At 50.1% G+C, this 25,748-nt stretch carries 32 protein-coding genes; 15 read left to right on the top strand and 17 right to left on the bottom strand.

Annotation, left to right across the window (positions count from 1 at the left end; translation table 11 throughout):
• Window positions 1–4: 4 nt before the first annotated feature.
• Window positions 5–874: a flagellar protein MotY gene (locus tag ACFOE0_RS08240; RefSeq protein ID WP_248937693.1), complete on the bottom strand. Its 870-nt coding sequence runs from the start codon at window positions 872–874 to the stop codon at window positions 5–7.
• 147 nt (window positions 875–1,021) lie between these two features.
• Between ACFOE0_RS08240 and rnt the strand changes: the two genes are divergently transcribed.
• Complete coding sequence (rnt, locus tag ACFOE0_RS08245; RefSeq protein ID WP_248937692.1) at window positions 1,022–1,708, top strand: ribonuclease T; 687 nt, start codon at window positions 1,022–1,024, stop codon at window positions 1,706–1,708.
• 41 nt (window positions 1,709–1,749) lie between these two features.
• Here rnt and ACFOE0_RS08250 read toward each other — a convergent pair whose 3' ends face one another.
• Window positions 1,750–2,301: a hypothetical protein gene (locus tag ACFOE0_RS08250; RefSeq protein ID WP_248937691.1), complete on the bottom strand. Its 552-nt coding sequence runs from the start codon at window positions 2,299–2,301 to the stop codon at window positions 1,750–1,752.
• Between the two features lie 118 nt (window positions 2,302–2,419).
• Entirely contained in the window at window positions 2,420–3,025 is a 606-nt protein-coding gene (locus ACFOE0_RS08255; protein WP_115138235.1) for a peroxiredoxin, read from the bottom strand.
• A 269-nt stretch (window positions 3,026–3,294) separates the two neighbouring features.
• Between ACFOE0_RS08255 and ACFOE0_RS08260 the strand changes: the two genes are divergently transcribed.
• Window positions 3,295–4,614, top strand: coding sequence for a Na+/H+ antiporter family protein (locus tag ACFOE0_RS08260; protein ID WP_248937690.1), 1,320 nt, complete (start codon window positions 3,295–3,297; stop codon window positions 4,612–4,614).
• A gap of 137 nt (window positions 4,615–4,751) precedes the next feature.
• On the opposite strand, the gene upp is transcribed toward ACFOE0_RS08260, so the two are convergent.
• A complete protein-coding gene (gene upp / locus ACFOE0_RS08265; RefSeq protein WP_115138233.1) occupies window positions 4,752–5,378 on the bottom strand; it encodes a uracil phosphoribosyltransferase in 627 nt (208 codons plus the stop codon).
• A 393-nt stretch (window positions 5,379–5,771) separates the two neighbouring features.
• On the opposite strand from upp, the gene purM reads away from it, so the two are divergent.
• Both purM and purN read left to right on the top strand, forming a co-directional pair.
• Window positions 5,772–6,809 carry a phosphoribosylformylglycinamidine cyclo-ligase gene (purM, locus tag ACFOE0_RS08270; protein ID WP_115138255.1) on the top strand — a complete coding sequence of 346 codons (1,038 nt, stop codon included), beginning with the start codon at window positions 5,772–5,774 and terminating at the stop codon, window positions 6,807–6,809.
• Window positions 6,809–7,453: a phosphoribosylglycinamide formyltransferase gene (gene purN, locus ACFOE0_RS08275; RefSeq protein WP_115138232.1), complete on the top strand. Its 645-nt coding sequence runs from the start codon at window positions 6,809–6,811 to the stop codon at window positions 7,451–7,453. The genes purM and purN overlap by 1 nt, the downstream gene beginning before the upstream one ends.
• Before the next feature lie 76 nt (window positions 7,454–7,529).
• Here purN and ACFOE0_RS08280 read toward each other — a convergent pair whose 3' ends face one another.
• Both ACFOE0_RS08280 and ACFOE0_RS08285 read right to left on the bottom strand, forming a co-directional pair.
• Window positions 7,530–7,787 (bottom strand): hypothetical protein, encoded by a 258-nt coding sequence (locus tag ACFOE0_RS08280; RefSeq protein ID WP_248937689.1) that lies wholly within the window; start codon window positions 7,785–7,787, stop codon window positions 7,530–7,532.
• A complete protein-coding gene (locus ACFOE0_RS08285; RefSeq protein WP_248937688.1) occupies window positions 7,787–7,957 on the bottom strand; it encodes a hypothetical protein in 171 nt (56 codons plus the stop codon). Before ACFOE0_RS08285 ends, ACFOE0_RS08280 begins: the two co-directional genes overlap by 1 nt.
• A 261-nt stretch (window positions 7,958–8,218) precedes the next feature.
• Between ACFOE0_RS08285 and ACFOE0_RS08290 the strand changes: the two genes are divergently transcribed.
• From ACFOE0_RS08290 to ACFOE0_RS08305, 4 genes are all read left to right on the top strand, one after another.
• Window positions 8,219–8,965 carry an HAD-IIA family hydrolase gene (locus ACFOE0_RS08290; RefSeq protein ID WP_115138230.1) on the top strand — a complete coding sequence of 249 codons (747 nt, stop codon included), beginning with the start codon at window positions 8,219–8,221 and terminating at the stop codon, window positions 8,963–8,965.
• Between the two features lie 409 nt (window positions 8,966–9,374).
• A complete protein-coding gene (gene asnB, locus ACFOE0_RS08295) occupies window positions 9,375–11,039 on the top strand; it encodes an asparagine synthase B (protein WP_248937687.1) in 1,665 nt (554 codons plus the stop codon).
• Window positions 11,040–11,317: 278 nt separating this feature from the next.
• Window positions 11,318–12,667 (top strand): sodium/glutamate symporter, encoded by a 1,350-nt coding sequence (locus tag ACFOE0_RS08300; protein WP_248937686.1) that lies wholly within the window; start codon window positions 11,318–11,320, stop codon window positions 12,665–12,667.
• Between the two features lie 127 nt (window positions 12,668–12,794).
• A complete protein-coding gene (locus ACFOE0_RS08305; RefSeq protein ID WP_248937707.1) occupies window positions 12,795–13,427 on the top strand; it encodes a DUF2238 domain-containing protein in 633 nt (210 codons plus the stop codon).
• Between the two features lie 228 nt (window positions 13,428–13,655).
• Here ACFOE0_RS08305 and ACFOE0_RS08310 read toward each other — a convergent pair whose 3' ends face one another.
• The 4 genes from ACFOE0_RS08310 to ACFOE0_RS08325 all read right to left on the bottom strand — a co-directional run bounded on the left by ACFOE0_RS08310 (window position 13,656) and on the right by ACFOE0_RS08325 (window position 16,843).
• The gene (locus tag ACFOE0_RS08310; protein WP_248937706.1) at window positions 13,656–14,015 is read right to left on the bottom strand and encodes a VOC family protein; all 360 of its coding nucleotides are present in this window, start codon (window positions 14,013–14,015) and stop codon (window positions 13,656–13,658) included.
• Window positions 14,016–14,049: 34 nt separating this feature from the next.
• Complete coding sequence (locus ACFOE0_RS08315; RefSeq protein ID WP_248937685.1) at window positions 14,050–14,757, bottom strand: DUF445 domain-containing protein; 708 nt, start codon at window positions 14,755–14,757, stop codon at window positions 14,050–14,052.
• A gap of 97 nt (window positions 14,758–14,854) precedes the next feature.
• Complete coding sequence (locus tag ACFOE0_RS08320; RefSeq protein ID WP_248937684.1) at window positions 14,855–15,862, bottom strand: 2Fe-2S iron-sulfur cluster-binding protein; 1,008 nt, start codon at window positions 15,860–15,862, stop codon at window positions 14,855–14,857.
• A 279-nt stretch (window positions 15,863–16,141) separates the two neighbouring features.
• Window positions 16,142–16,843 carry a hypothetical protein gene (locus ACFOE0_RS08325; protein WP_248937705.1) on the bottom strand — a complete coding sequence of 234 codons (702 nt, stop codon included), beginning with the start codon at window positions 16,841–16,843 and terminating at the stop codon, window positions 16,142–16,144.
• 65 nt (window positions 16,844–16,908) lie between these two features.
• Between ACFOE0_RS08325 and ACFOE0_RS08330 the strand changes: the two genes are divergently transcribed.
• Window positions 16,909–17,334, top strand: a complete 426-nt coding sequence (locus ACFOE0_RS08330; protein WP_115138223.1) for a hypothetical protein — start codon at window positions 16,909–16,911, stop codon at window positions 17,332–17,334.
• Window positions 17,335–17,340: 6 nt separating this feature from the next.
• On the opposite strand, the gene ACFOE0_RS08335 is transcribed toward ACFOE0_RS08330, so the two are convergent.
• Genes ACFOE0_RS08335 through ACFOE0_RS08350 form a run of 4 tightly spaced genes read right to left on the bottom strand, consistent with a single transcriptional unit; the run spans window position 17,341 to window position 19,209 of the window.
• Window positions 17,341–17,931: a hypothetical protein gene (locus ACFOE0_RS08335; RefSeq protein WP_248937683.1), complete on the bottom strand. Its 591-nt coding sequence runs from the start codon at window positions 17,929–17,931 to the stop codon at window positions 17,341–17,343.
• The gene (locus ACFOE0_RS08340) at window positions 17,882–18,316 is read right to left on the bottom strand and encodes a VOC family protein (RefSeq protein ID WP_248937682.1); all 435 of its coding nucleotides are present in this window, start codon (window positions 18,314–18,316) and stop codon (window positions 17,882–17,884) included. The genes ACFOE0_RS08335 and ACFOE0_RS08340 overlap by 50 nt, the downstream gene beginning before the upstream one ends.
• 12 nt (window positions 18,317–18,328) lie before the next feature.
• Window positions 18,329–18,745 carry an ABZJ_00895 family protein gene (locus ACFOE0_RS08345; RefSeq protein WP_248937681.1) on the bottom strand — a complete coding sequence of 139 codons (417 nt, stop codon included), beginning with the start codon at window positions 18,743–18,745 and terminating at the stop codon, window positions 18,329–18,331.
• Window positions 18,746–18,753: 8 nt separating this feature from the next.
• The gene (locus tag ACFOE0_RS08350; protein WP_248937680.1) at window positions 18,754–19,209 is read right to left on the bottom strand and encodes an SMI1/KNR4 family protein; all 456 of its coding nucleotides are present in this window, start codon (window positions 19,207–19,209) and stop codon (window positions 18,754–18,756) included.
• A gap of 153 nt (window positions 19,210–19,362) precedes the next feature.
• Between ACFOE0_RS08350 and ACFOE0_RS08355 the strand changes: the two genes are divergently transcribed.
• Window positions 19,363–19,521, top strand: coding sequence for a YqaE/Pmp3 family membrane protein (locus tag ACFOE0_RS08355; RefSeq protein ID WP_248937679.1), 159 nt, complete (start codon window positions 19,363–19,365; stop codon window positions 19,519–19,521).
• A gap of 359 nt (window positions 19,522–19,880) precedes the next feature.
• On the opposite strand, the gene yqfB is transcribed toward ACFOE0_RS08355, so the two are convergent.
• Window positions 19,881–20,186: a N(4)-acetylcytidine aminohydrolase gene (gene yqfB, locus ACFOE0_RS08360; RefSeq protein WP_248937678.1), complete on the bottom strand. Its 306-nt coding sequence runs from the start codon at window positions 20,184–20,186 to the stop codon at window positions 19,881–19,883.
• Window positions 20,187–20,338: 152 nt separating this feature from the next.
• Between yqfB and ACFOE0_RS08365 the strand changes: the two genes are divergently transcribed.
• Window positions 20,339–20,551 (top strand): DUF2986 domain-containing protein, encoded by a 213-nt coding sequence (locus ACFOE0_RS08365; protein ID WP_115138215.1) that lies wholly within the window; start codon window positions 20,339–20,341, stop codon window positions 20,549–20,551.
• A gap of 65 nt (window positions 20,552–20,616) precedes the next feature.
• On the opposite strand, the gene ACFOE0_RS08370 is transcribed toward ACFOE0_RS08365, so the two are convergent.
• The gene (locus ACFOE0_RS08370) at window positions 20,617–22,062 is read right to left on the bottom strand and encodes an MATE family efflux transporter (protein WP_248937677.1); all 1,446 of its coding nucleotides are present in this window, start codon (window positions 22,060–22,062) and stop codon (window positions 20,617–20,619) included.
• Window positions 22,063–22,075: 13 nt separating this feature from the next.
• Entirely contained in the window at window positions 22,076–22,906 is an 831-nt protein-coding gene (locus ACFOE0_RS08375) for an ion transporter (RefSeq protein WP_248937676.1), read from the bottom strand.
• A gap of 197 nt (window positions 22,907–23,103) precedes the next feature.
• Here ACFOE0_RS08375 and ACFOE0_RS08380 point away from each other — a divergent pair, with 197 nt between their 5' ends.
• The 4 genes from ACFOE0_RS08380 (at window position 23,104) to ACFOE0_RS08395 (ending at window position 25,747) form a co-directional block, all read left to right on the top strand.
• The gene (locus ACFOE0_RS08380) at window positions 23,104–23,577 is read left to right on the top strand and encodes a L,D-transpeptidase family protein (protein WP_248937675.1); all 474 of its coding nucleotides are present in this window, start codon (window positions 23,104–23,106) and stop codon (window positions 23,575–23,577) included.
• 17 nt (window positions 23,578–23,594) lie between these two features.
• Window positions 23,595–24,173, top strand: coding sequence for a VOC family protein (locus ACFOE0_RS08385; RefSeq protein ID WP_248937674.1), 579 nt, complete (start codon window positions 23,595–23,597; stop codon window positions 24,171–24,173).
• Between the two features lie 13 nt (window positions 24,174–24,186).
• Window positions 24,187–24,786, top strand: a complete 600-nt coding sequence (locus tag ACFOE0_RS08390; RefSeq protein WP_248937673.1) for a DUF938 domain-containing protein — start codon at window positions 24,187–24,189, stop codon at window positions 24,784–24,786.
• A gap of 115 nt (window positions 24,787–24,901) precedes the next feature.
• The gene (locus ACFOE0_RS08395; RefSeq protein ID WP_248937672.1) at window positions 24,902–25,747 is read left to right on the top strand and encodes a D-hexose-6-phosphate mutarotase; all 846 of its coding nucleotides are present in this window, start codon (window positions 24,902–24,904) and stop codon (window positions 25,745–25,747) included.
• Window position 25,748: the final 1 nt, after the last annotated feature.

The following is a 25,748-nucleotide window of genomic DNA, read 5'->3' on the forward strand; positions in this document are numbered from 1 at the left end:
TTTCTTACATAGGTTTATTAATTCGTACCACTACCCTGCGGTTCAGCGCCCTTTCTTCGCGCGTTCCATTGGGTCCTACCGGCCGAGTTTCGCCGTGACCTGTCGTCAAAATGCGCTCTTCGGGAATGCCTTTAGCCATCAGAAACTCTTTAACCGACCCCGCGCGCCGTTCCGATACCCTCTTATTGACGCTGCGACCGCCATGACTGTCGGTGTAACCATCAACCAACACCAGTTCCACCTCAGGGTCATAGGTCAGGTACTCCTGTACTCTTGCCAGTTGTTGCTTGGAGAACTCAGTCAACTCACTGCCACCACTGTGATAGCTGAGTACAGTAAAAGCAATATCTTCAAAACTGTATGGCAGAAGCGACGACAGACAGGCTTTGAAGTCACTGTACTTATTGCCAAAGTTAACGGCAGACAGACCTACGGCAACCTGATTACGCTGTTCATACCAATCGCCATAGTAAAACGTAGGTTCCATGCCACGCTCCAGCTCAGTCAGCATTGACCAGGCCGCCTTTTTCGGGACTTCGCCATTAAAATATTTTTGGTAGGTCAATGAAGTGATTTCCCGGGCCGGAATCCCCGGGCGCCACTGAGGGGCGTTACTCATCAATACAGCTTTTGTTGCTGAGTCAGGCTTTACCCACATATCCAGGGTAAAGGCCATATTCAAATCTTTACCCGCGCGACTGACAAAAACCGCTTTACCATAGGCTGGAATATCATGTTCCAACCGACACTCTATGCGGGGGCTTTGGCTGAACTGCCACTGGGAATTTTCCAAACCCGCACGGTAGTGCCTTAGCTCTGCTGCCGCAGAAAAGGACACCGTCAGGCAAAGGAAACTTAGCAGTGTTCTGGTCATGTAATTTGCAACTCCCCGCAGATACTGGAAACTATTCTTGTATCGGCGAATTTATTGAAACCTTTAGACGATAATTCAATCAATCGAGCATGACACCCGAATCTATCTTTAGCATAATACCCGCTCGATTTTCTGCCTGAGTTTGTTATGAGCGACATTTGCGACGCAAATAAAATGAAACACCGTTTTCGCGGTTATTTCCCCGTGGTGATTGATGTGGAAACCGCAGGTTTCAATGCCCAAACCGATGCGTTGCTTGAAATTGCAGTGACTATGCTGAAGATGAACGATGAGGGCTTGCTGGAGTTGGATCAAACCCTGCACTACAACATCGAACCATTCGAAGGTGCCAACCTGGAACCGGAAGCTCTGGCTTTTAACGGTATCGACCCCAATAACCCTTTGCGTGGTGCTGTCAGCGAAAAAGAAGCTTTTCTGGATATCTTCAAAAAAGTGAAAAAAGCCCAGAAAGCAGCAGACTGTCATCGTAGTATTATCGTGGCTCACAATGCGGCGTTTGATCATGGGTTTGTCAGTAAAGCCATCGAACGCAATGACCTGAAACGCTCGCCTTTTCATCCATTTGCGACATTTGATACCGCTACACTGGCAGGCTTGGCTATCGGCCATACTGTGCTGGCCAAAGCCTGTATGATGGCGGGCATTCCCTTTGACAATAAAGAAGCTCACTCAGCCCTGTACGACACAGAGCGAACCGCTGAGCTGTTCTGCTATATCGTGAATCGTTGGAAAGCCCTGGGTGGCTGGCCAATACCTGTCCTCGATGCTGAATCTGACGCACCAGGAAGTGACAGTGATAACACAGCAGAATAATTCATTCGCAGTGATAAAGAGCCGGACTAGAGTCCGGTTTTTTATTGGCTAAAAGCCTGCTGCGGCGTAATGCAGTCGTCCACGGCAAGAGGCTGAGGCTGCTTCCAGCTGGTCGTCCAACACTCATCATAAATGGAGCAATAGCAGAGCTTAAGATCAGTTTCTGATGATGCCTGATGCAACATCGCAATCAACTCAGGCTCATCACTGGACATCACCTTAATCTGTTTGGTGGCTGGCAGGACACTGGTTGAGATATGGGATTGGCCATAGTGAATCTTATCAGCGTCCGGCTTTTTGTCCCCAGCTATGCTGGCCATGTACTGATGCCAATGAATTTGAGGTTTGCCTTTCAGCGTCAGTTCGGCCCATTTTACCACTGCAGGTCCGGTACCATTGTTGGTGACCAGATAGGCATAGACGTCAGAGTTAAATGATCTGCCCACCTCCAGCCTGGGCCAGACAGAGGCTCTGGCATAAGCTCTATCGATATACGCTGAGTACAGCGCTACCCCCACGGCCACCAGACTGACCAGAAGTGCCGACAGCCCAACGATCATCTCAGGTTGTTGAAACCAGCTTTTATTTTCCATACCGCCCTGTCTCCCGATTTTTTTAGGATAAGCTAATCAACGAGGGCGTCAGGTTCAAGACTGGCATAAAAAAAGCTGCCCGCAGGCAGCTTTAAAGGAACTTATCGCAGAATCCCTGTTACAGGTCGTCAGCGTTTTCAGACAGGTAAGAAGCCACGCCGTCTGGGTTGGCAGACATGCCCTTCTTGCCTTTTTCCCAACCAGCCGGGCACACATCACCGTGCTCTTCGTGGAACTGCAGCGCGTCGATCATACGCAGCATTTCATCAACGTTACGACCCAGTGGCAGATCGTTCACTACCTGGTGACGAACCATACCTTCTTTGTCGATCAGGAAAGAGCCACGGAAAGCAACACCAGCTTCTGGGTGCTCTACATCGTAGGCTTTACAGATTTCGTGCTTAACGTCAGCTACCAGAGTGTATTGAACCTGGCCGATACCACCCTTATCAACTGGGGTGTTACGCCATGCGTTGTGGGTGAACTGAGAGTCAATAGATACACCGATAACTTCAACGCCGCGCTTCTTGAACTCTTCCATACGGTGATCGAATGCGATCAGCTCGGAAGGACATACGAAGGTGAAATCCAGTGGGTAAAAGAACACAACCGCTGGCTTGCCCTTGATGGCAGCAGTCAGGTTGAAGTTGTCAACAATTTCACCGTTACCCAGCACAGCTGCTGCAGTAAAGTCTGGTGCCGGACGGCCTACTAATACGCTCATTGATTACCTCCATCTATGGATTGAGCTATTGGATTGTTCCTGTAAATCAATTGGCATTATAAGAGCTTCAATAGGCGTGACAACCTATTTAGGATCAATATCAAGGTTTTGCCGAATTTTTGATTCAAACCCGCGATTTCAGTGGGTTTATTATCCGGGCTCGCTCAAACAGTTCGCACTTTTTATGCAAACATACTTATATAGCTGGACATTGAGGCAAAACCCTGTAAAAACTATCGGCTTTGTCATCCTAGAATAAGAAATCCAATATGAATGCAGTCGTTGTCGCTGTGATTCTGATGCTGGGGTTAAGCCTGGCTCGGGTCAATGTCGTGATCGCCCTGACCATCAGTTCTCTGGTGGCCGGCTTGGTGGCGGGACTGGACCTGCATCAGACAATCAGCGCCTTTAATACTGGTTTGGGAGGGGGAGCCCAAATTGCCTTGAGTTACGCTTTGCTGGGGGCATTTGCCGTCGCATTGAGTCATTCCGGACTGACAACCCTACTGTCAAACAAGTTGATCCGCTCTTTGGGGAAAGAGCCGAATGACAGCAATACCAAGATGGTACGTTGGGGGCTATTGATGGCCCTGCTGGCAATGGCGATCTCTTCTCAAAACCTGCTACCTATCCATATCGCCTTTATTCCGATTCTGGTGCCGCCACTGCTGCACGTAATGTCCAAACTTAAGTTGGACCGTCGCCTGGTAGCCTGTGTACTGACCTTTGGTCTGGTCACCACTTATATGATTCTGCCAGTAGGTTTCGGTGGCATCTTCCTTAACGACATTTTGCTGGCCAACCTGAATCAGAACAGCCTGGGTGCCACCGCAGACCAGATCCCTCCGGCAATGTTGTTACCTGCATTGGGGATGTTGACCGGGTTATTGACCGCTGTGTTTATCAGCTATCGCAAACCGCGCGAGTACAATGAAAGCAAAATCCTGGCCGCAGAGCCGGAAGAGCAACTCAACAAGCGTAATATCTTTATTGCTCTGGTGGCCATTGCTGCCACCTTGTCTGTGCAGTTATATACCGACTCAATGATTTTCGGTGCGCTGGTCGGCTTTATGGTGTTCAGCTTCTCCGGTGCCCTTAAGCATGTAGCGGATCAGGATATCTTTAATCAGGGCGTGCGCATGATGGCCAATATCGGCTTTATTATGATTGCCGCTGCAGGTTTTGCCGCCGTCATTAAAGAGACAGGTCAAGTATCTACTCTGGTACAGGCTATCGAAGGTATGCTCGGTCCCAATAAAGCCCTTGCGGCTTTCCTGATGCTGGCGGTGGGTCTGCTTATCACCCTGGGGATTGGCTCTTCATTCTCTACTATCCCGATTATCGCCACCATATATGTGCCATTGGCGCTGAGCTTCGGTTTCTCGGTTCCTGCGACCATTGCACTCGTCGGCACGGCAGCGGCATTGGGTGATGCGGGTTCTCCGGCATCGGATTCCACCCTGGGCCCGACTGCGGGTTTGAATGCTGACGGCCAGCATGACCATATGCGCGACAGTGTGATCCCAACCTTTATCCACTACAACATCCCGCTGCTGGTGTTTGGTTGGGTAGCGGCCATGGTCCTGTAAGAAAGGATACACAATGAAAAGCCCTCTTGATTGAGGGCTTTTTTGTTTCACTTAAATCTGGCGTCACAGATATTGTCAAATAACAGATAACAAAAAGGAGCCAATGAGGCTCCTTTTCCAATCACGCCAGGGTGAAATTACTTGGTACCGAAAATCTTATCGCCGGCGTCACCCAGACCAGGCAGGATGTAGCCTTTGTCGTTCAGACACTTGTCGATAGATGCGGTGAACAGCTCAACATCAGGGTGAGCTTTTTCCAGGGCTGCGATACCTTCAGGCGCAGCAACCAGAACCAGGGCCTTGATTGAGTTACAACCACGCTTCTTCAGCAGGTCGATGGTTGCAATCATAGAACCACCGGTTGCCAGCATAGGGTCAACAATCAGCGCGATACGCTCATCTACGTTGCTTGCCAGTTTTTCAAAGTAAGGTACTGGCTCCAGCGTCTCTTCGTCACGGTAGATACCCACAACAGAGATACGGGCGGAAGGCATGTGCTCAAGAACGCCATCCATCATGCCCAGACCGGCACGCAGGATAGGAACTACGGTCACCTTCTTACCTTTGATCTGTTCAACTTCAACCGGACCGTTCCAACCTTCAATAGTCACAGTTTCAGTTTCGAAGTCTGCGGTCGCTTCATAAGTCAGCAGGCTGCCAACCTCTGCGGCCAGTTCACGAAAACGCTTGGTGCTGATATCACCTTCGCGCATCAGACCGATTTTGTGGCGAACCAAAGGGTGCTTAACCTCAACGACTTTCATGGGTGTCTCCTGTATTTTTTGCGTAGCCAGAAAGCAAATTGTTCCGAGTGTAGAGCATTTGTTTTTGCTATCAAACATAAAGTTTCTTCCGGGCGCCAAATCGTGAAGCATATCGCGCCATCCCGTCAGGTTTGCCCACAAAGTACGCGCCCGGGGTCAACTTGTCCGAGTATATAGCCCTGCTTCCCTTATGCCACCGGCTCTGGCTCAGATTCTGTGACAGAAACTGATCACCATGAATAGCAAATCTGCTCCCGGAAATTGGTTTTTATGGGCACACAATTCAACATACTCCGTTCTTGTCACAGGAAAATGGCGCCTTTCGGCACAGGTTCCAAGCTGCTAGAATACCCGCGCATAAAATCCTATAACGATGTACCCGAGAGGACCTCTGTGAGCACGCCTACCCCACTGAGCTACAAAGATGCCGGTGTCGATATCGATGCTGGTAACCAACTGGTCGATAACATCAAATCTGCCGTTAAGCGCACCCACCGCCCTGAAGTTATGGGTAATCTGGGAGGCTTTGGCGCCCTTTGCGAACTGCCAACCAAATACAAGCACCCTGTGCTGGTATCAGGTACCGATGGTGTTGGCACCAAGCTGCGTCTGGCCATTGACTATAAAAAGCATGACACCGTAGGTATCGACCTGGTGGCCATGTGTGTCAATGATTTGATTGTTCAGGGTGCTGAGCCCCTGTTCTTCCTGGACTACTATGCCACTGGCAAGCTGGATGTAGATACCGCCACCTCTGTGGTTAACGGTATTGCAGAAGGTTGTCATCAGTCAGGCGCTGCCCTGATCGGTGGCGAAACTGCAGAAATGCCAGGTATGTACGAAGGCGAAGATTATGATCTGGCAGGCTTCTGTGTGGGTGTGGTCGAGAAAGCCGAGATTATCGATGGCACTAAAGTCGCCGAAGGTGATGCCCTGATTGCTCTGGCGTCCAGTGGTCCTCACTCCAATGGCTATTCACTTATCCGCAAAGTGCTGGAAGTGAGTCAGGCCGACCCCCAGCAGGATCTCGCAGGCAAGCCCCTGATAGACCACCTGCTGGAACCTACCAAGATATACGTCAAATCGTTGCTGAAGCTGATTGAAGAATCTGATGTTCATGCGATGGCCCACATTACAGGTGGTGGTTTCTGGGAAAATATCCCACGAGTGCTGCCTCAACATTGCAAAGCCGTTATCGACGGTAACTCCTGGCAATGGCCTGTAGTGTTCGACTGGCTGATGGAGCAGGGAAATATTGAACAGTACGAAATGTACCGCACCTTTAACTGTGGTGTTGGTATGGTTGTCGCACTGCCAAAAGACAAGGTAGACGCTGCCCTGTCACTGCTCAATGCCGAAGGCGAACAGGCCTGGCTGATCGGTGAGATCGCCAACCGCGACGGCAATGAAGAGCAAGTGGAGATCCGCTAATGGAATCAAGCTGTCGCATTCTGGTCCTTATATCCGGCAATGGCAGTAACCTGCAAGCTATCATTGATAGCTGCTATGACAATCTGAACGCCGATGTTGTCGGCGTCATCAGTAACAATCCGGATGCCTATGGTCTGATCCGGGCTCATCAAAACGAAATCGACACCAGCTGCGTGATATCTCGTGAAGGAGAAAGCCGCGAGGAGTATGACGTTCGTCTTGATGCCGCTATTTCCCGTTACCAGCCAGATTTGATTGTACTGGCAGGCTTTATGCGGATTCTGAGCCCGGCTTTGGTAGAGCGTTATGAGGGCCGCATGGTGAACATTCACCCCTCTTTGCTGCCACTCTACCCGGGCTTACATACCCACGCCCGTGCCATGGAGGCCGGCGACAGCGAACATGGTGCCAGCGTGCACTTTGTAATCCCGGCTCTGGATGCCGGCCCGGTTATCTTGCAGGCCAAGGTGCCAGTGTATGGCGACGACACCATAGAAACTCTGTCTGAACGTGTCCATGAGCAGGAACACGCCATCTACCCGCTGGTCGTGAAGTGGTTCAGCCAGGGACGTCTGCAGATGAAGGACGGCCAGGCCTGGCTGGATGGGGAGCTCATTGGCCCCAACGGTTACGCACCGGATTAACTCCATTAAAAAACCCGCCATTTGGCGGGTTTTCTTTTGCTGTTATGCATTAATTTCTGCCTCTGCGGTACTGTGTTTACACGTCAGCAACCACACTCCAAAGTAAGCTGACCGTATCCCAATTAAGGTATATGGTCACCATTAAGAGCAACAGCAGGAACTTGATAAAGATGGACGCGTATATATTGAGAGTTTCCAGCTTCAGTTGAGCAATCTCCAGCTCTTTGGTTCTGATAATCAAAGACTTTTGGCGCTCGATGGCGGCTTTTACGCCTGCGTTTTTATCATCCTTGTCAGGCGCAAGATGATCGACATCTTTCATCACGTCTGCCATTACCCCAACATCCAGTTACCAAGCCAGGTAATTGCCGCGCCATAAAGCGCAACCAGGATCAGCAAGCTCACTATATTATCCGCAGTTTCGGCTTTGATTTTTCTGACTTCGGCAATTTGTCTGGCCAATTCAATATCCCGAAGATCTTCGTCGAACTTCAACCTCTGCATCCCTGTCGTTCCACTCCGGTAGATTTAAAATCAGTTTGTGCACTTTGTTATTGCTTAGTTGCACAGGTTACCAGCTGATTTAGTTGAAAAAAAGCACAAGGACCTGACATCGCTCACAGTTTGAACCACTGAGATACGCAATCAAGAATACTGATATATCAGGATTTATTTTCAATAAGCAGCGGAATTAACAAATCTTTCATTGATGCACATCACAAATGCGCTATAGATTGAGACAAAAGGCAAAAGAGATGAAAAGTAATGAAAAATGTAATTTGCGACATAGATGGCGTGTTGCTGCACAACAATAAACTCATTCCCGGGTCAGACAAGTTTATTCACCGCCTGGTTGAACAGGGAAATCCTCTGGTGATACTGACCAACTATCCGGTGCAAACCGGCAAAGACCTGCAAAACCGACTCGGCTCTGCCGGTATTCAGGTTCCCGAATCCTGCTTCTATACCTCGGCGATGGCCACCGCAGATTTTTTAACGCATCAGGAGGGGAACAAGGCATTTGTTATCGGTGAAGGTGCGCTTATCCATGAGCTCTATAATGCAGGCTTTACCATGACGGACATCAACCCGGACTTTGTGATTGTGGGCGAAACCCGCTCCTACAACTGGGAGATGATCCACAAGGCAGCGAGATTCGTGGCTCAGGGCGCACAGTTTATTGCCACCAACCCGGACACCCATGGCCCTTCGTTTAGCCCGGCTTGCGGCGCTATGTGCGCGCCCATCGAACGTATCACAGGTAAAAAGCCATTTTTTGTCGGCAAGCCCTCCTCCTGGATTATTCGTTCTGCCCTCAACAGTATTAATGCTCACTCAGAGAATACCGTGATTATTGGCGATAATATGCGTACCGATATATTGGCGGGCTTTCAGGCGGGGCTGGAAACCATTTTGGTGACCTCAGGGGTCAGTCAACTGGAAGATATCGACAAGGAGCCCTTCCGACCCAACCATATTTTCGCCTGCGCCGGTGATATCGACGTCATTTAGCATGTGTTTGTCACAGTCCCGGCGTATTGCAACTGCCAGTGCGTATTAACAGCTAGAACAATGAAAGCTATTTAAGCTTTACCCCTGTTAACAAAGGGATTCTGAAAAAGCCTGCATAAATGCGGGCTTTTTGTCATACAAAGGGCTTAATTATCGAAAAAAATCAAAAGCACCAAGTCAGTTAAGGGATCCTTAATCAGGCGGCGCAGAGACGGTAAGCAATCAGAAAAAATTCAAACAAAACACAGAAATACTGAACAATCCCCAAAAATCCCCCACCAAAATCAAGATATAAACCAGAAAAACACCCAAGATAACACCACTTTCATCAATTAACGATTTGGCAATTTGAGTTTTGAATGGCAAAGTAAATCCAACAGATTTTGAAGATCCTTTGGAGTTTTCCCTTATGTGTTCCATTTTCGCCATTTTAGATATTCAGTCCGACGCCAAATCCATGCGCAGCCTGGCACTGGAAATGTCAAAGTTGATGCGTCATCGCGGTCCTGACTGGTCAGGTATCTACGCGGATGACTATGCTGTTTTGGCTCATGAACGTCTGGCTATTGTCGACGTAGACCATGGTGCTCAGCCCCTGCTGAGTGAAGATGAGTCTTTGGTTCTGGCGGTGAATGGCGAGATTTACAACCATAAAGAACTTAAAGCTCAACTGGGTGATAAATACAGGTACCGTACCAACTCAGACTGTGAAGTGATCCTGGCTCTGTATCAGGAATATGGCACTGAGTTTCTGGATATGCTCAATGGTATCTTCGCCTTTGTGTTGTACGACAAGCGCAACAAGAGCTGGCTGATCGGCCGCGACCATATGGGTATTATCCCGCTGTACACAGGTTACGATGCCGATGGTAACTTCTATGTCTCCTCTGAAATGAAGTCCCTGACCCCGGTGTGTAAAACCGTCGCCGAGTTTCAGCCAGGTTGCTTTCAGAGCTCAGAGCTGCAGCAAGCCAGCCGTTATTATGTCAGAGACTGGATGACATTCGAGGAAGTCAAAGACAACGAGGCAGATAAAGAGCAGCTCAGAGACGCGCTGGAAGCCGCGGTCAAGCGCCAACTGATGTCAGATGTGCCCTATGGTGTGCTGCTGTCCGGCGGGCTGGATTCCTCGATTATCTCGGCAATTACCCAGACCTTTGCCAAGCGTCGAATCGAAGATGACGGTGAATCCGATGCCTGGTGGCCTCAACTGCACTCTTTTGCTGTGGGGCTGGAAGGCGCGCCAGACCTGGCAGCAGCGAAAAAAGTTGCCGATCAGATTGGCACCATACACCATGAAATTCACTTCACCTTCCAGGAAGGACTGGATGCTATTCGTGATGTGATTTATCACCTGGAAACCTATGATGTCACCACCATTCGTGCCGCCACGCCCATGTATTTGATGGCGCGTAAAATCAAAGCGATGGGCATTAAGATGGTGCTCTCGGGTGAAGGAGCGGATGAGCTGTTTGGCGGCTATCTCTACTTCCACAAAGCGCCTGACGCTCAGGCATTCCATGAAGAGTTGGTTCGCAAGCTGGATAAACTGCACCTGTTTGATTGCCTTCGCGCCAACAAGGCGATGGCTGCTTGGGGAGTGGAAGCCAGAGTGCCCTTCCTGGACAAAGAGTTTATGGACGTGGCAATGCGAATTAACCCTCAGGCCAAAATGTCGGTGGAGGGCAAAATCGAGAAGCAGATCCTGCGTGAAGCCTTTGAACATAAGTTACCGGCAGAAGTGGCATGGCGTCAGAAGGAGCAGTTCAGCGATGGCGTAGGCTACTCCTGGATTGATGGCCTTAAGGATCAGGCTGCTGAGCATGTCAGCGACAAAGATCTGGCCAACGCCCACTTCCGCTTCAGTCACAACACGCCGGAAACCAAAGAGGCGTATTTCTATCGCAGCATTTTCGAGGAACTGTTCCCACTGTCATCGGCAGCAGAAACGGTACCCGGTGGTAAGTCAGTCGCCTGCTCAACACCTGAAGCGCTGGCCTGGGATGAAAGTCTCAGTGGGGTTATTGACCCTTCAGGTCGCGCAGTTCGCTCGGTGCATTCGGACAGCTACTGACAGTAAAATCAAACCTGTTACCCAAGCCCCTTCTCAGGGGCTTTGCCGTTCTCCTGCCTCCAAAGATTAAATTGTCCGCTTAAGATCACAAATTCCCATTAGATTCATTTTAAATCCCACTTATTTCATTAAGGTGTGCCACTTCAACCTCTGCTGTCCGGATTCTTAACCGGGCACAGTCTGGGATCCCATGACCAGACACCTTGTCATCGCGATGACATCAATTTATCAGGGTGCTATCGCCCTGCTCTCACAATTCAACTCATAAGGACAGTTAAATGACAGAATGGGTCATGCTTACTGACTTCGCCCTTGCCGGTGCCCTGTTACTGGCTGGCAAAATCCTGCGGGTATACTGCCCGCCACTGCAGCGTCTGTATCTTCCCGCTGCCGTCCTCGCCGGTATTATCGGTTTATTTCTGGGTCCATCTGGCCTGAACATACTGCCCTGGAGCCAGGGATTCGCCACCAACGCAAGTTTGCTCACTGCCGCGCTGTTTGCTGCTCTGGGACTGACAACCGATCTGCCCTCACCCCGCTTATTGGCACAAAGAGCAGGGTCACTCTGGGCCTTTAATCAGGTAGCTACTGTGTCTCAATGGCTGTTTGCCGCCCTCATGGGGCTGATAATGGCCACCTTTATCTGGCCTGAGCTGAACCCGGGCTTTGGTCTGGTGCTGTCGGCCGGTTTTATGGGTGGCCACGGGACCTCTGTGGTTGTCGGTAACATCTTTGGCCAGCTGGGCTGGGCCGATGCCATGACACTGGGTCTGACCTTTGCCACCGCAGGCGTGTTTATCTCTATCAGCCTGGGCATGGTGATTCTTCAGGGTGCGGTAAAATTCGGGCTGGTGAAGGGCTTTACCTGCTTCGACAAAATGGACAGCTACCAACAAAAGGGATTGATAGCTCCCTCTGAGCAACAACCGGTTATGCGGGAAACCCTGTCCGCCCTGTCGGTGGACTCCTTTGCCATTCATCTGGCTATCGTCGCGGGCGTCACAGCATTCGCCTATCACAGTGCCAACTATCTCTCATCTCTTATGGGGCAAATGCAGATCCCCAACTTTGTCACTGCATTTATCGGCGGTATGTTGGTCAGGGCGATAGCCAAACGAACCGGGGGCAAGCGCTACCTGTGTGACAAGGTTTTCAGCCACGCAGGCGCCACCACCACAGACTTTCTGATTGTATTTGGCATATCGGCCATCAAGATTACCGTACTGACCCAGTACCTGTTGCCTATGATTTTGCTGCTTACCGGAGGCATTCTTTTTACCCTGTTTCTGGTGCTCTGGGTCGCGCCTCGAATGCTGGGAGATGACTGGTTTGAAAAGGGCATATTCTCCTGGGGCTGGCTGACCGGTACTGTCGCCATGGGTATTGCACTGCTGCGGGTTATCGACCCCAAGATGAAAGGTACAGTGCTGGATGATTACGCCATCGCCTATGTGCCCGGCAGCATCACAGATGTCTTTATTATCTCCATGATGCCTATAGCCATGGTGAAAGGCTATCAGGCGGAAGCCTTCCTGGTGGGCTTTGGCTATCTGGCGTTGGTTCTGGTGCTCTGGTACCGGTTACTGCGCCGTAAAAACCACTCTGGAATTGAGCTTCAACAAGCTTAACCCCTTCAGTGGCAGCATTATGGGGGCTGCCACTGGCCAGCCTCATTAATGACAGTGCAAAGTGATGCGCTGGAGTCATGCCGGAATTTGCCACATAATGGTAGTTTTCCATAACGGCAGCAAGCATATGACATCCAAACCTTTATTGGTCAGTTACAGCCTGATTTTTGTGTTGGTTTTTATCTGGTCGGCTATCAATCCTTTTGACAGATTTACCTGGTTTCTGGAAGTGCTGCCCGCCATTATCGGCTTTGTGCTGCTGGCAGGCACAATAAAACGCTTCCCCTTTACTCCCCTGCTATACACCTTGATTTTGATCCACTGCGTCATCCTTATGGTAGGCGGTCATTACACCTATGCTGAAGTGCCACTGTTTGATTGGATAAGAGACGCCACCGGGGGCGACAGAAACAACTACGACAAACTGGGACACTTTGCCCAGGGCTTTATTCCCGTGATGATTGCCCGTGAAATAACCATCAGACGCCAGGTGTTTAACTCTGGTGCCTGGCGCAACTTCTTTATTGTCTGCTTCTGTCTCGCCTTCAGTGCTTTCTACGAACTAATCGAGTGGTGGGTTGCTATCGGCACGGGTGAAGGCGCCGAAGCCTTCCTCGGCACACAGGGTTACGAGTGGGATACTCAAAGCGACATGGGCTATGCCCTGCTGGGTGCTATCGTCGCCCTGCTCACCTTAAGCAAGATCCACGACAGACAGTTGGCAAGATTATCCAGTCATAGCCAGTTAAAGGCAGGCTAATAGTAAGGGATTGAGTGGGCTCACATACAAGCAGAGTGATATGGGATACGCCTTAATGGGCGCAATTGTAGCGCTGTCGACCCTGAGTAAACTGCATGACCGTCAGCTCAAGACATTGGCGTCAGCACAGAGTTAGATAAGCAAAAGCCCCGAGCTGGTCGGGGCTTTCTTATTGGAATTGGTCGCCTATGGGGGCCTGTTTACTCTAGTATCCGAGGGACTACTCCGCTATTCCGGCTCGTGGCCCCAAACCGCATACTCATTGCCGTTTGGATCAGCGAAATGAAAACGCCGACCTCCGGGAAAACTGAATATCGCCTTGGTGATTTCACCGCCGGCAAGCTCAACTCCACTTTGGGTTTTCTCCAGATCTTCACTGAACAACACCACCAGGGGGCAGCCTTTGGTTACATTAAATGTCAGCGCATCCTGATAGAAACCGCCATTAATGCCCGCATTGATAAAACAGCTGTAATGAGGACCATAATCTTCAAACTGCCAACCAAATGCCCGGGTAAAAAAGGATTTGGTGGCATCGAGATCCCTGACCGGCATCTCGATATAGTTAATGCTGTTGTGATGTTCCATTGCCTTACTCATGTGAAGGACTCAGAACCTCAGCTTAGCTCTGCATCAAGGCCGCGGCAAATCCAATTACCCCACCGAAGACACCACCCCAGACCACCAGCCAGCCCAGATGCTCGCGTATCATCTGCTGCACCATAATCTTAACCATTTGCGGTGTCAGTTCATCCAGACGCTGGCGCACAATATCTTCAATGTTATTCTGCATCTCAGCCATTTTATCCGGCTGCTCCAGCTCCTGTTTCAAGAGTTCATAGAATTGCTCACTCTCTGACAGATCTTTCAGCGAGGCCTTCATCTTCTCGATAAATGGCTCTTTCAAAGGTTGCAAGGCATCGGTGCCACCGAACATGGCCAGCATGCCTCCCAGTGAAGATTGCGCCACAGTATCAACCAGAGCATTAAACGAAGGTTCAAGATCCACCTTATCAATCACAGGCCCCAGATCCAGATGCGCCGGGCTGCCGTCAGACTGGCTCAGAAAGCGGTCGATATTTTCCCGGGTAAAAAACTGCTCCATCATCAATCGGGCAATGGCGCTTTTAAACTCTTCAAAACGGGCAGGAATCACTCCGGAGCCATAAAGGCCGGGCACTTTTTCAAACAGCATATGCACTGCCAGCCAGTTGGTTACAGCACCGGAAAGGGCGAACAGGCCCACGGTAAAAAGAATATCGTTGGGCAGCAGATAACCTGCCACGACCAGAGCTGCCGCCAGCAGATTGGTTACCAAACTCTTGTTCAAGGAAACTTCCTCATGCAAATCAGTAAAATGAAGCTGGTCGCTATTGTAAACGAAACCGGCTGCACTCTGCAGCCGGTAAGATTCCAATTTTCAGGTGTTATACCCAGGTACGGGGATGTTTACGAAGCTCCCGGTAATCGAACGACAGCACATGAATTCGCTCTATGGGGACTCCGCCAAGAAATGCCCGCTCCTGTCCCTTCAACACCATTTTGGGTTCACCACACAAAAACACTCTGTGGCTGCGGTCATAATTATGACGACCGGCGGCCAACTCCAGCGGGTCCGCCAGGCGTACACGTTTGCCATCGACCTCATGCTTTTCTGACTCTGCACTGATGCAGGCCTGGTAGAAGAAATTCCTGTGTAACAACATCTTTTTCAACATCTCTTTATGCTGATAAAGATCTGCCAGATTGCGGGCGCTGTGATAAAGGTGGATCTCTCCTCTGTGTCCACGGCTCAATGCCTCCTCGGCAATACCGGCCACAGCGCCAAGCCCGGTGCCACTGCCTATCAGCACCAAAGTGTCATCAGGCAGTCCTGGAAAATAGTGACAAAAACCCCAGGGCCCCTGCATCTGCAACAGGTCCTGTGACCTGGCAGACTGATACAGCCATTGGCTGAAATCCCCGTTAACCTTACGTCTGACATGCAGCTCTACGGCACCGGGAGCGGACACGCGCGCTATCGCATAAGTGCGGCTTACACCATCGGGACGACGAAGGTTAACGCACTGCCCAGCCTGATATTTCTGATCTTCGGGGACGCCGACAGTCACTGAGACAATATTATCTGTCAGTACTTGCTTCTCTATGATTGGGGTGTCCAGATACAGGTCGTTGGGCTCGGGGGTGGTCAGTACCATTTTCGGTGACGGAATACACTGACAGGCAAACACCAGCCCGGCTTTCTTCTGCTCAGGTTCCAGTCCCCGCTGGGAGATCATGGTTAAATCCCCTTCGATGAACTGCAACAGACAGGAACGACAACGGCCCTTTTTACAGGAGTAGTTGGCTGGATATTCATACCTGAGCAAGGTATCCAGTACGGTTTCGCCCGGTTGGGCATGAAAAGAGTGGCTATCCAAATAAAAAAGTGTCATTTCCCCACCAATGCCAGTCAAAACCAATGCGAACACAAGGAAGTCACCCGGACCAGAGGCCCAAATCAGCGGCTGTTACTTTTTTATTATGGTTGCTGAGTGAATATCAGCACTATTATTTGCAAACGACTCTCAGTTAATGATCCTGTTCGGCAAGATACGATTATGAAAGCGGTTTCTTTCAATTAAGCCTATGTCTTTGATATCGAGTGTCAAGCCCCACAATTGGCAAGAAATCGCTAAAACATCAGGGAAATCAAACTAATCTCCTGAATTAATTTAATTTTTATTATTTTTGTTAGACCAGTATTGATTGTCTCTAAAATCGTACAACCACTCCGGCTTGTACACCACCATCAGGGTAATCGCCATTCCATTGAGCAGGGCCTCCGGAAATGCCAACAAAGGGATCAAATTCAAATATCTGTCTACAAGTTCCGCCCACAGGTAATCTGTCGTCAACCAAAGCCATACTGCCCAGAACAACATATGGCCTATCAACACCAGCGCGGCATTGAAAAAGCCTGCACAGAAAATATAGACAAAGATGTTTCTGGGCAGCAGGTGGAAGCATCGGCTGTATACCAGAAAACTGATAAACAGAGGTAAAACCGCACCAAACAAAGCATAAGGAGCTATCCAACCAGCCTGCCCCTGTACCAACAGGGAAAACAGCGCCACAGGGAAGATCACGCCGATACTGGCGAGTCGCCAACCGAACATCTGCATCAATACCACCAGTCCGAGAAAATGAACATGCAGCTGGCTGTATATACTGGCATTGAGCATCCAGAGCAGATTGATCCCCATCAGTGTCCACAGCAACCTGCGCTGCAGTGACCGGTTTTCCAACAGCACGGCCATGTTTTTGCTGGGCCAAATCAGCCACCACCAAAGTACCAGCATCAACAACGCAGCAAGATCTGTCGTTGTCCATTGCCAGTCTATTTCAGATGCTCTTGTGGTCAGCTCAACCCAAATTGACACAGGTTCTGATGTCCGAATAAGGTTATGATATAAAAAAGCATAATATTGAGATCCCTAAGATGTCGAATCGCCTTACCCTGCTCCTGTTGATGTCTGCACTCCTGTCTGGCTGCAGCTCTTCCCCCTCTCCCGAAAAGTATGCAGGGAAAATTCGTGATCAACTCACCACAGACATTAAAGATAACGGACTGAAACTCTTTACCTACAGAGCTTCGCTGGCAATGATGCCGACCTTGAGCAGAGCGCAACCCCAAAGCAAGCGGGAAGCGATCAAAATGGCCAGACAAATGCAGCAGGCCAGAGAGGACTTTGAAGAACAGTTTGATCTTGGCCTGGCCAGAACGCTTGAAATGACGGGCTATTGCCGCGATGGCTACCTTGAGCTTTTCCGTATGGTTGAGGCCGACAGAGGAGAACTGAAAGGTGAGTGTAACGAAGGTGCCAGCGACTCAGATATGACCAGATTTGGTACCAGTACCAACTAAAGTCACTCAGGGGCTGGGAGTCGATTCATAGGGGTGAACCAGAGGAACCAGAACCTCAAAGTCCCGATTGATAAAACCGCACTCTCCACCAAGGTAGCTGTAATGCTCTCCAAAAGTGTCGAACTCTTTGACCAGCTCTCCCCGACACACCTTGGCCGCGCCCTGATAAAAACCACTGGCCCAACTGTAATCGGTAAGCTGCTCAATCTGCATCAGCTGATTATAAAATATCACCTTGCCCCGGGAGAGTCCGACCGCGACGCCCTGGGTAAATGGTGCGCAGTCATTATCCTGGGAGAAAGGGGCCCAACGCCCCAAACCGGACTGATTAATAAAGTACCATCCGTTTTGGATTTCGCTGCCGAACACGTGGATACACTCCAACCCAAATTGACTCCAGGATAGCTGCCTCAGGACCTCATCATCTAGTTGCAGTAATCCATCAGCTGCCAGCACACCGCATTGCTGTGTTAACTCCAGCTCCCGGCTGCGCTTATGAACATAGGAGCAGCCAACAGATTCAGGCGCAGCATTACCTGTGTTTATCTCAGTCCCTTGAGTCAGACTGACGGTCAATACCAGCGCCGCTATCATCATCTTCTCCTGCTCTGATATCTACCCGCCAGGGAGGGTTAAGCCTGTTCTCTCCAGCCCGGTAAAGCTTGATTTTGTTGCCTGAGGGATCATGCAAAACCGCCTCGGTCCACAGATACCTTTGCTCAGTTGGCAACTGGTCAAACACTATCCCTTTGTGGATCAGTGACTCCACCTTGCGTTCAAGTTCAACCACTTCGAAGTAAATAACGGCTCCATTACTGAACTTTCCCTGCTCCAGCGACAAAGAAAAGCTGCTGCCACCATTCGGACAGGCAAACCTTGCATAGTGGGGAGTGTCGACTATCTGGGTAAAGCCAAGTGCCAGATAGAAGGTGGTTGCCCTGTCCATATCCCTGACAGGCAAAGTGACTTGATTCAGCTCCATGAATATCCTTTTTCATCGCTTTTGTTGAGCGGCTTTTTCAGCCTGTTTGACAATTGAGCCGCCAATAAACCTGATAAAAATATAACTTCCCAAACCGTATATCAGTAATCCCAGCCCCAATGCGAGCATGAGCATGGTCGCCGTTATCTCAAGCCCTTGTGCATAACCCATCAACAACAGCCCCATCCAGCTCAGCAGTACCTGAGTCGTTATCACTCCCAATACTGCCAGCCACACCTCTGAAGAGGTAAACAGACGTCCATTCTTGTTATAGAAATTGCTATAGGCCCAGAATATGCTGCCCACCATAATTCCGGCACTGACACCTGAATTACCCTCAATTCCTGTCAAATACAGCAAGACCATCACCAAAGCTGACAATCCCACGTAGATCAATGTAAACCTTCCCCAGAATCCCATCATCGTCATATTCAGATTTATCCTTTATCCAACCAGGGGGACACCCTTTGAAAAAAATACCCGGCGAATGAATCAGCGCAGTGACCCACAACCGCCCTGAGGTTAATGTCAAACCAAACCAACCGACATTCACCATCTACAAGCGTGCTGAGATCAATGCAGGGCAATTGATGGGCATCATGGTCATACTCGATACACAACAGATGATGGGGCAAATCACTCTCTTCACGCAGAACATGAGTTGGCCACATAAACCCATACTCAGGATCCAGATAGTCTTCATCCAACCCGGCGTAATGACAATCCAGGTAATCCGCACACCCAAGCTGGTTAAGGAAGCTGATATAGGAGTCAGGCAATATCAGGTCAAATTGCGCGGCTACCTCATTGATTTTCTCCATAGGTTGCGGTCCGGCACATTGCCAATCCGGGTCTGCCGCCACCAATTGCGCCATCAGTGCTGTAAAGTCCAACTCCCCACTATCTCCTTTTCCAACCCACGCCAAACGAAACACCCTGCCAACCCAAAACCGTTATCCGGTGCATCTCACTGCAACATCAGCAAATTGCAACCGACCGGGCTTTATGATAACTGTGTTTAACAAAATTAAAACAAGGAGAAAACCATGAACAAGATTTTGCTGATTATTCTGGCTATTTTGCTGCCGCCTGTTGCGGTATTTCTGAAAAAAGGTGTGGGTCAGGACCTGATCATTAATATCGTCCTGTGTGTGCTGTTTTTTGTACCCGGGGTGATCCACGCCCTGTGGGTCATCACCCGCTGATGGCATGTCAGCCGGTGTGAATTACACTGGAAACCTTATTACGGCCAGCAAGATTGTTGGCCGTTTTATGTTTAAGCCAGTGAGTCGCCGTGATGTGAATAAGGAAGGTTAATAATGGAGGGGGCGGCTACAAAGGAGGGGCTCAGTTGGATTTGATTAACACGATTGGCCGGAAGTTGATAATCACCTCTTACCCTGTTTTGCTGCTCATCAGCCTGTTTAAGTCGGGGCAGCTGACCGGAAGCATAATCTATAGCGCGGACATGCCATTGTCATCCCTGACAATGCTGGACTTTTGCTGGCCATTGCTGACGCTGATACTGCTGGCAATCTTGCCTAAAGTCAGTAAGGTCCAATAACTAACAAAGCTCGAAGCTAATCTTATACAAGTGTGTGATGCCGGGATAGATCTCCTGAATCACCTGTTTAAGCTGCTCCAGAGTCATATTCTCCTGCTGCGCTTCCTTATCAGACAAGTCATCAAACTCCACTTCCTGCACCGCAATAATACGGATATCGCAAAACCAACGGTCGGCCTCAAGAGTATGGACCGGCAGGGTCTGACCCGCTATCACCCCGGATTCACTTTCATCCCTCAGGGTAATGGTTTTACGGCCGGCCAGAATGTCCGCTTCAAATCGCTCAAAAAATGTTATCTTATGCATTGGCTGTGTCATGGTTATACCCACTGTAGTTTGTGCCAAAGCTGGATTATATGACGACAATTCAGTCCCGCATATGACAATGATCTGTCATTAAGGTAGAATGCGCGCCCAACGCAGTCGACCGCCCCGAAAAGCCGGTCCAGGAGTACGTCGTGAACAAGAAACAGAAGTTACTGAAACAGATGGCCAAGCGTGCCAAGGCCAGAGAAAACAAGAAAGAGAAGCCGAACCCAAGCTCTAAGGTAAAGCCAAGATATATCTCCAAAGCGGAGCGCGCCAAACTGGAAGCTTTGGCTGCCGAAGAAGCAAAACAGCAGGAAGAACAAGGTCAGGCCGACGCAACCCCATCTGCAGAGCAGGAATAAGTTCACCTCTGATCATTAAGCCCCGTTCCCGGGGCTTTTTTGTTCCAAAATTTGGGTGTTTTTCGCTATTTTTTATCTTCAGCGTCACCGGCATCAGCCAACTGCATCTGTACGCAGGATGAAGACAAGGCACTGGAACTGGCAGGCGTAAGATCATCAAACTCCTCCTCCTCCGCTTCCGGCTCGTGGGCTTTGCGCACCTTCTCGACCAAACGATAAGCGGTATATACGCCGGCCAGGCCAAATACTACTGAACCCAGCGCCTGCCCCAGCAGCACACCATGTACTCCGCCCCACAGGCCACCCAGATAGACAAATGGAATGGTCCCCAGGGTTGCCTTGCCTACATTAAAGAAGGTGGAGTATTTAGCCTTGCCCAGATTGTTGAATGACGCATTGGCGACAAACAATATGCCGTTAAAAATAAAGAATACGGCAATATAGGTAAGGAAAAAGCTGGCAATATCGGCACTCTGCCCAGACAGGTCAAAAGCGTCAATCAGTGGGCCGCGGCACAGCAGCAGGACCAGCGACACCACCAATACATAAGCAGTACAAAACTGAATGGCCCGGGTCAGGGTTTCCCGCACCCTGTCAAATGACTGAGCCCCAAAGTTCTGGCCGACAATGGGCCCTATGGCGCCGGACAGGGCGAATATCATTCCAAAGGCTACCGGAATAACCCGCCCAACAACGGCCCACCCCGCGACATAGGCATCGCCATATTCTGCCACTGCCCGGGTCACCACAGCATTACCAATGGGCGTGGCAATATTAGTGAAAATGGCGGGAATGGCGATGGCCAGTATCGGTCTGAGGTCTGCTTTAAAGTCAGGCCAGCAGAAGCGGCCCAGTAGCTGGTGTTTGAATATCACGCCCCGGGCAGATACTAGCAGCACAGAGAACCTCGCCAGTACAGAAGCTACTGCCGCCCCCTCTACTCCCATGGCAAACAGGAAAATAAAAATAGGGTCCAGTACCGCGTTTACGCCACCACCAGCCAGAGTCGACATCATCGACAGTTTGGCATCGCCCACGGCCCGGAGGGCAGCGCCAAGTGCCATGGCCAAACAGATGAAGGGCAAAGATGGCACCAGAATATAGAGATAATCCTCTGCCAGTGCCTTGGTCTTGCCGCTGGCTCCCACCAACTCCAACAGATTGGGAATGTTCCATGTCACTATGATAGAAAGACATACAGAGGTGACCAGAGTCACCAACGCTGCGTTGAGCAGCAGGCGTCTGGCTGCAGTAAAGTCTTTCTGGCCTATGGCTTTGGACACCACAGCCCCGAGGGCAATAGAGAGTCCGATACCAATTGAAGTAGTGAAAAACGAAATGGTTCCCGCATACCCTACCGCGGCAGCCAGCTCTTCCTGTCCCAACAGACTGAGGAAGAACATATCCAGCAAATCCACTATAAACAGGGCTGAGATCCCCACTGCTGCGGTGGAACTCATTACCCAGATATGGCGCATTATGCTGCCACTGACAAACTTGGCTTCGCCCATGTAGCTCCCTTTTTTAGATATCTTCCGGTAACTCACCACCACAGCGATTACAGTAGTGAGCTTCGGGGTCATGCCCGGTTTTCAAACAATTTGGGCAGCGGCGCAGATCGCGTCTGTGCACCATCTGCTGATGTATTTCCGCCGTTACTATGCCGCTGGGAATGGCAATAATGGAGTAGCCCAGCAACATGGTCAGAGCGGCTATCGCCTGCCCCAGCGCCGTATGCGGCGTAATGTCGCCATAGCCCACAGTGGTAATGGTCACTATGGTCCAGTACATAGACTGAGGAATCGAAGTAAAGCCATTCTCCGGTCCTTCCACCGCATACATTATGGTGCTCAGGACCATGACCAACAGGCTGATAGAGAAAAAGAACACAAAGATTTTGCGGCCGGACAACTTCATCGCCCGCAGCAGCATATTGCCTTCACTTAAATAACGTATCAGCTTAAGTACCCGGAAGATACGGAAGAGCCTCAGTACCCGGATCAGCAGCGCCATATGTGCGCCCGGGAAGATAAGCTCCAGATAGCTGGGCAGAATTGAGAGCAGATCCACCACACCATAGAAACTGCGCATATATTGCAGTCGAGCTGCCGAGCAGTACAGGCGAAGGGCATATTCAATGGTAAAGATGATGGTAAAAAACCACTCCAACATCATGATCTGCTCACCATATTCCACCTGAACATGGCCTATTGTTTGTAACAATACCAAGGCCACACTCAGCACGATGCAGATAATCAGCGCAATGTCGAAATACCTGCCTGCCCGGGTGTCTGTGCCAAAAATAATGGTTCTGAGTCTCAGTCGTAACACACTGTCATCAGCTTCTTTGGTCATACACTTAACCTGCCTACATGGTTTCTTTGTCATAAAAACTGCCGATACTTTAAACCAATACGACAGAATATGTGACCTTTGTCCGGAAATTCCCTGCTGACGTCAAGTTAAGAAAATCAACAGGAAACGAGAGTCAGCGGGATTAATTAGTGTAAGATGCAGCGATAAAATACCGCGCCCAGCCCCATGGAGACGAAATGCGCACACTGCTTTGCCTGTGTATCCTGATAGTAAGTTTGCCGCTGCAGGCAGTGGATCTGGTGGTGGTTCAAAAAGCGGACCGCACTATGACGCTGTATGACGGCAACCGGGAGATAAAACGCTACCATATCGCCATGGGTGACTCGCCTGCGGGACACAAGATTAAAGAGGGAGATCAGCGAACCCCTCAGGGCCGCTATATTCTGGACTACAAGAAAGAAGACAGCGCCTACTATCGCTCAATTCATATTTCATACCCCAACGCAGCAGATCGTCTGCGCGCCAAAGCGCTGGGTGTCAGCCCAGGCGGCCAGATTATGATCCACGGTGAAAACCCCAACTCGCAACTCTCCCCAGAGGAGCAGCAGGCATTCAACTGGACTAATGGTTGTATCGCCGTCACCAACAAAGAGATGGATGAACTGTGGCAACTTATCCGCCCCGGCACCCCCATTGAAATCTGGCCCTGAACACCTGAGATAAAAGAATGACCGACACAAAGTTAACCCTGGACACCTTGATGCTGAGCTGGCCGGATTTTGCAGGCCGTATTCAGGCCTTTACCACAGATTTGGGATTGGCCGAGCTGGGACTTGAATGCGACCACGTCGCTTTGCGGGTAAACAGTGCCGATACAGCACAGGCTCTGGCTGATGCCTTCGCAGCCAGGGGCGAAATAATCTCCAACAATATTATCAACGGTCGTCCGATACTGATCATTAAACTCCACCAGCCGCTGATGCTTGGCGACCAGTCTGTGTATTGTGTCGAACTGCCGTTCCCCGGCGACAAGCTCTATCCGGTTGAAGGCTGGGAACATGCTGAACTGGTGCTGACGGTTGATGCCAAAGACTGTGATACCCTTGCTCAAGCTCTGATTAGCCGGGTGCCTGAAATCCAGTCGGTACTGGATGGTAAGCGTGATATCAAGGTAAAACTCAGCTCCCCAAAAGGTGAGCAGGAGCGCTTGCCCAACCCGACGATTGCCTTCAAGCGTGATGGCATCTGCGTCAAAGTTCATGCCCATACCATTGAAGCTGTGATTGCCAGCGAGCAAGCAGAGTAATAAGGAGATCCCAATGGCCTCATCCCTGCCCTTTTCCCAGGCCTGTGAAAACAACAAACAGCCGATCCTCGACGAGTTGAAACCAAGGCTGAAACAGGCGCTGAGGCTATTAGAAATCGGCAGCGGAACAGGCCAGCATGGAGCCTTTTTTGCTGCCAATCTGCCTGCGCTTGAATGGCAGATGTCAGATCTTGCTGCGAACCTGCCTCACCTGAGGCTGAGACAAAACCAGACTGAACGTGCCAACCTGCCGACAGTGGTTGAATTGGATGTTACCCGCTCAAGGGGTGAGTGCAGGTATGATGCGATATTCAGCGCCAATACACTGCATATTATGCCCGGCTCAGCTGTCCCGGATTTCTTCCTGTGTGCAGCCAGCCATCTCCATGCAAACGGGACATTGTTTGTATATGGCCCCTTTCGCTATCAGGGTGAATACACTTCGGAGTCAAACAGGGAGTTCGACCAGTTTCTGCAAAGCAGGGATCCTCTGTCAGGATTACGGGAAATGGACGAACTGAGACTATGGGCAGATAACGCTGGTCTGAGTCTGTTGGAAGACCTTCCCATGCCAGCTAATAATCGCATGTTGGTTTTCAAAAAATCTATCTAAGCCAATACCTTGATGAATTTTCATCAAGTGAAACACTTTTCCGCACGAGTCGACTTATACCAACAGACGTAAAGGGGTAAGCTTAAGCGGATTAGAGACAAATTAAGGAATTATCATGGGCTCTGTGACGACTAAAACCCATTCCAACGGGTTGGAATATGTTGAAATCAACACCACACTTTGCAAGGCCCGCATCTTTATGCAAGGTGCGCAAATCGATTACTTTGAGCCGACAGGAAAAGGCCCGCTGCTGTGGGTCTCTGAAGCCGATGACTATCAGCCCGGGAACGGGATCCGCGGCGGTATTCCAGTATGCTGGCCATGGTTTGGCATGAGCGATAAAGAGGGGTTCCCGCAACATGGCTTTGCCCGCACCCGCATCTGGTCGCTGGAATCGGTCAAAATGCAAAATGAAGTGGCGCGTCTGAGGTTTGTCCTTAATATCGACGAAGCTGACAAGGTTTTCTGGCCCCACAACACTCAGGTTGCCGTAGAGTTTGAATTGACAGAGACACTCAAAGTCAGCCTCATCAACCGCAACTCTGGCGATGACACAATCACTCTGACTCAGGCTTTACATACTTACTTCCCCATTGGCGATATTCATCAGTTGAAAGCGACAGGTTTCAGCGGTGCAAAGTATATCGAGTTTGCCAAAGGTCCCTATCCGCAGGAAGGAGATGAAGTCAGATTCGATAAAGAAACCGACAGAGTCTATACCGAGCTGGGACCGGTTCAGCTGCTGCACACACCGGACGGCACCATAGAAGTGAGCCGTGAAAACAGTCAGTCAGCAGTATTGTGGAACCCCTGGATTGACAAATCAAAGTGGCTGAGTCGTTTTAACGATGAAGATTACCTGACCATGGTTTGCCATGAAGCGGCTAACGTACTGGAAGATAAACTGGTACTGGAGCCGGGGCAGGAACATGTTCTGACCACAAGCATTCGCTGGCTCTAGG

The sequence above is a fragment of the Shewanella submarina genome (genome assembly GCF_042646185.1).
GTDB classification, from domain to species: domain Bacteria; phylum Pseudomonadota; class Gammaproteobacteria; order Enterobacterales; family Shewanellaceae; genus Shewanella; species Shewanella corallii.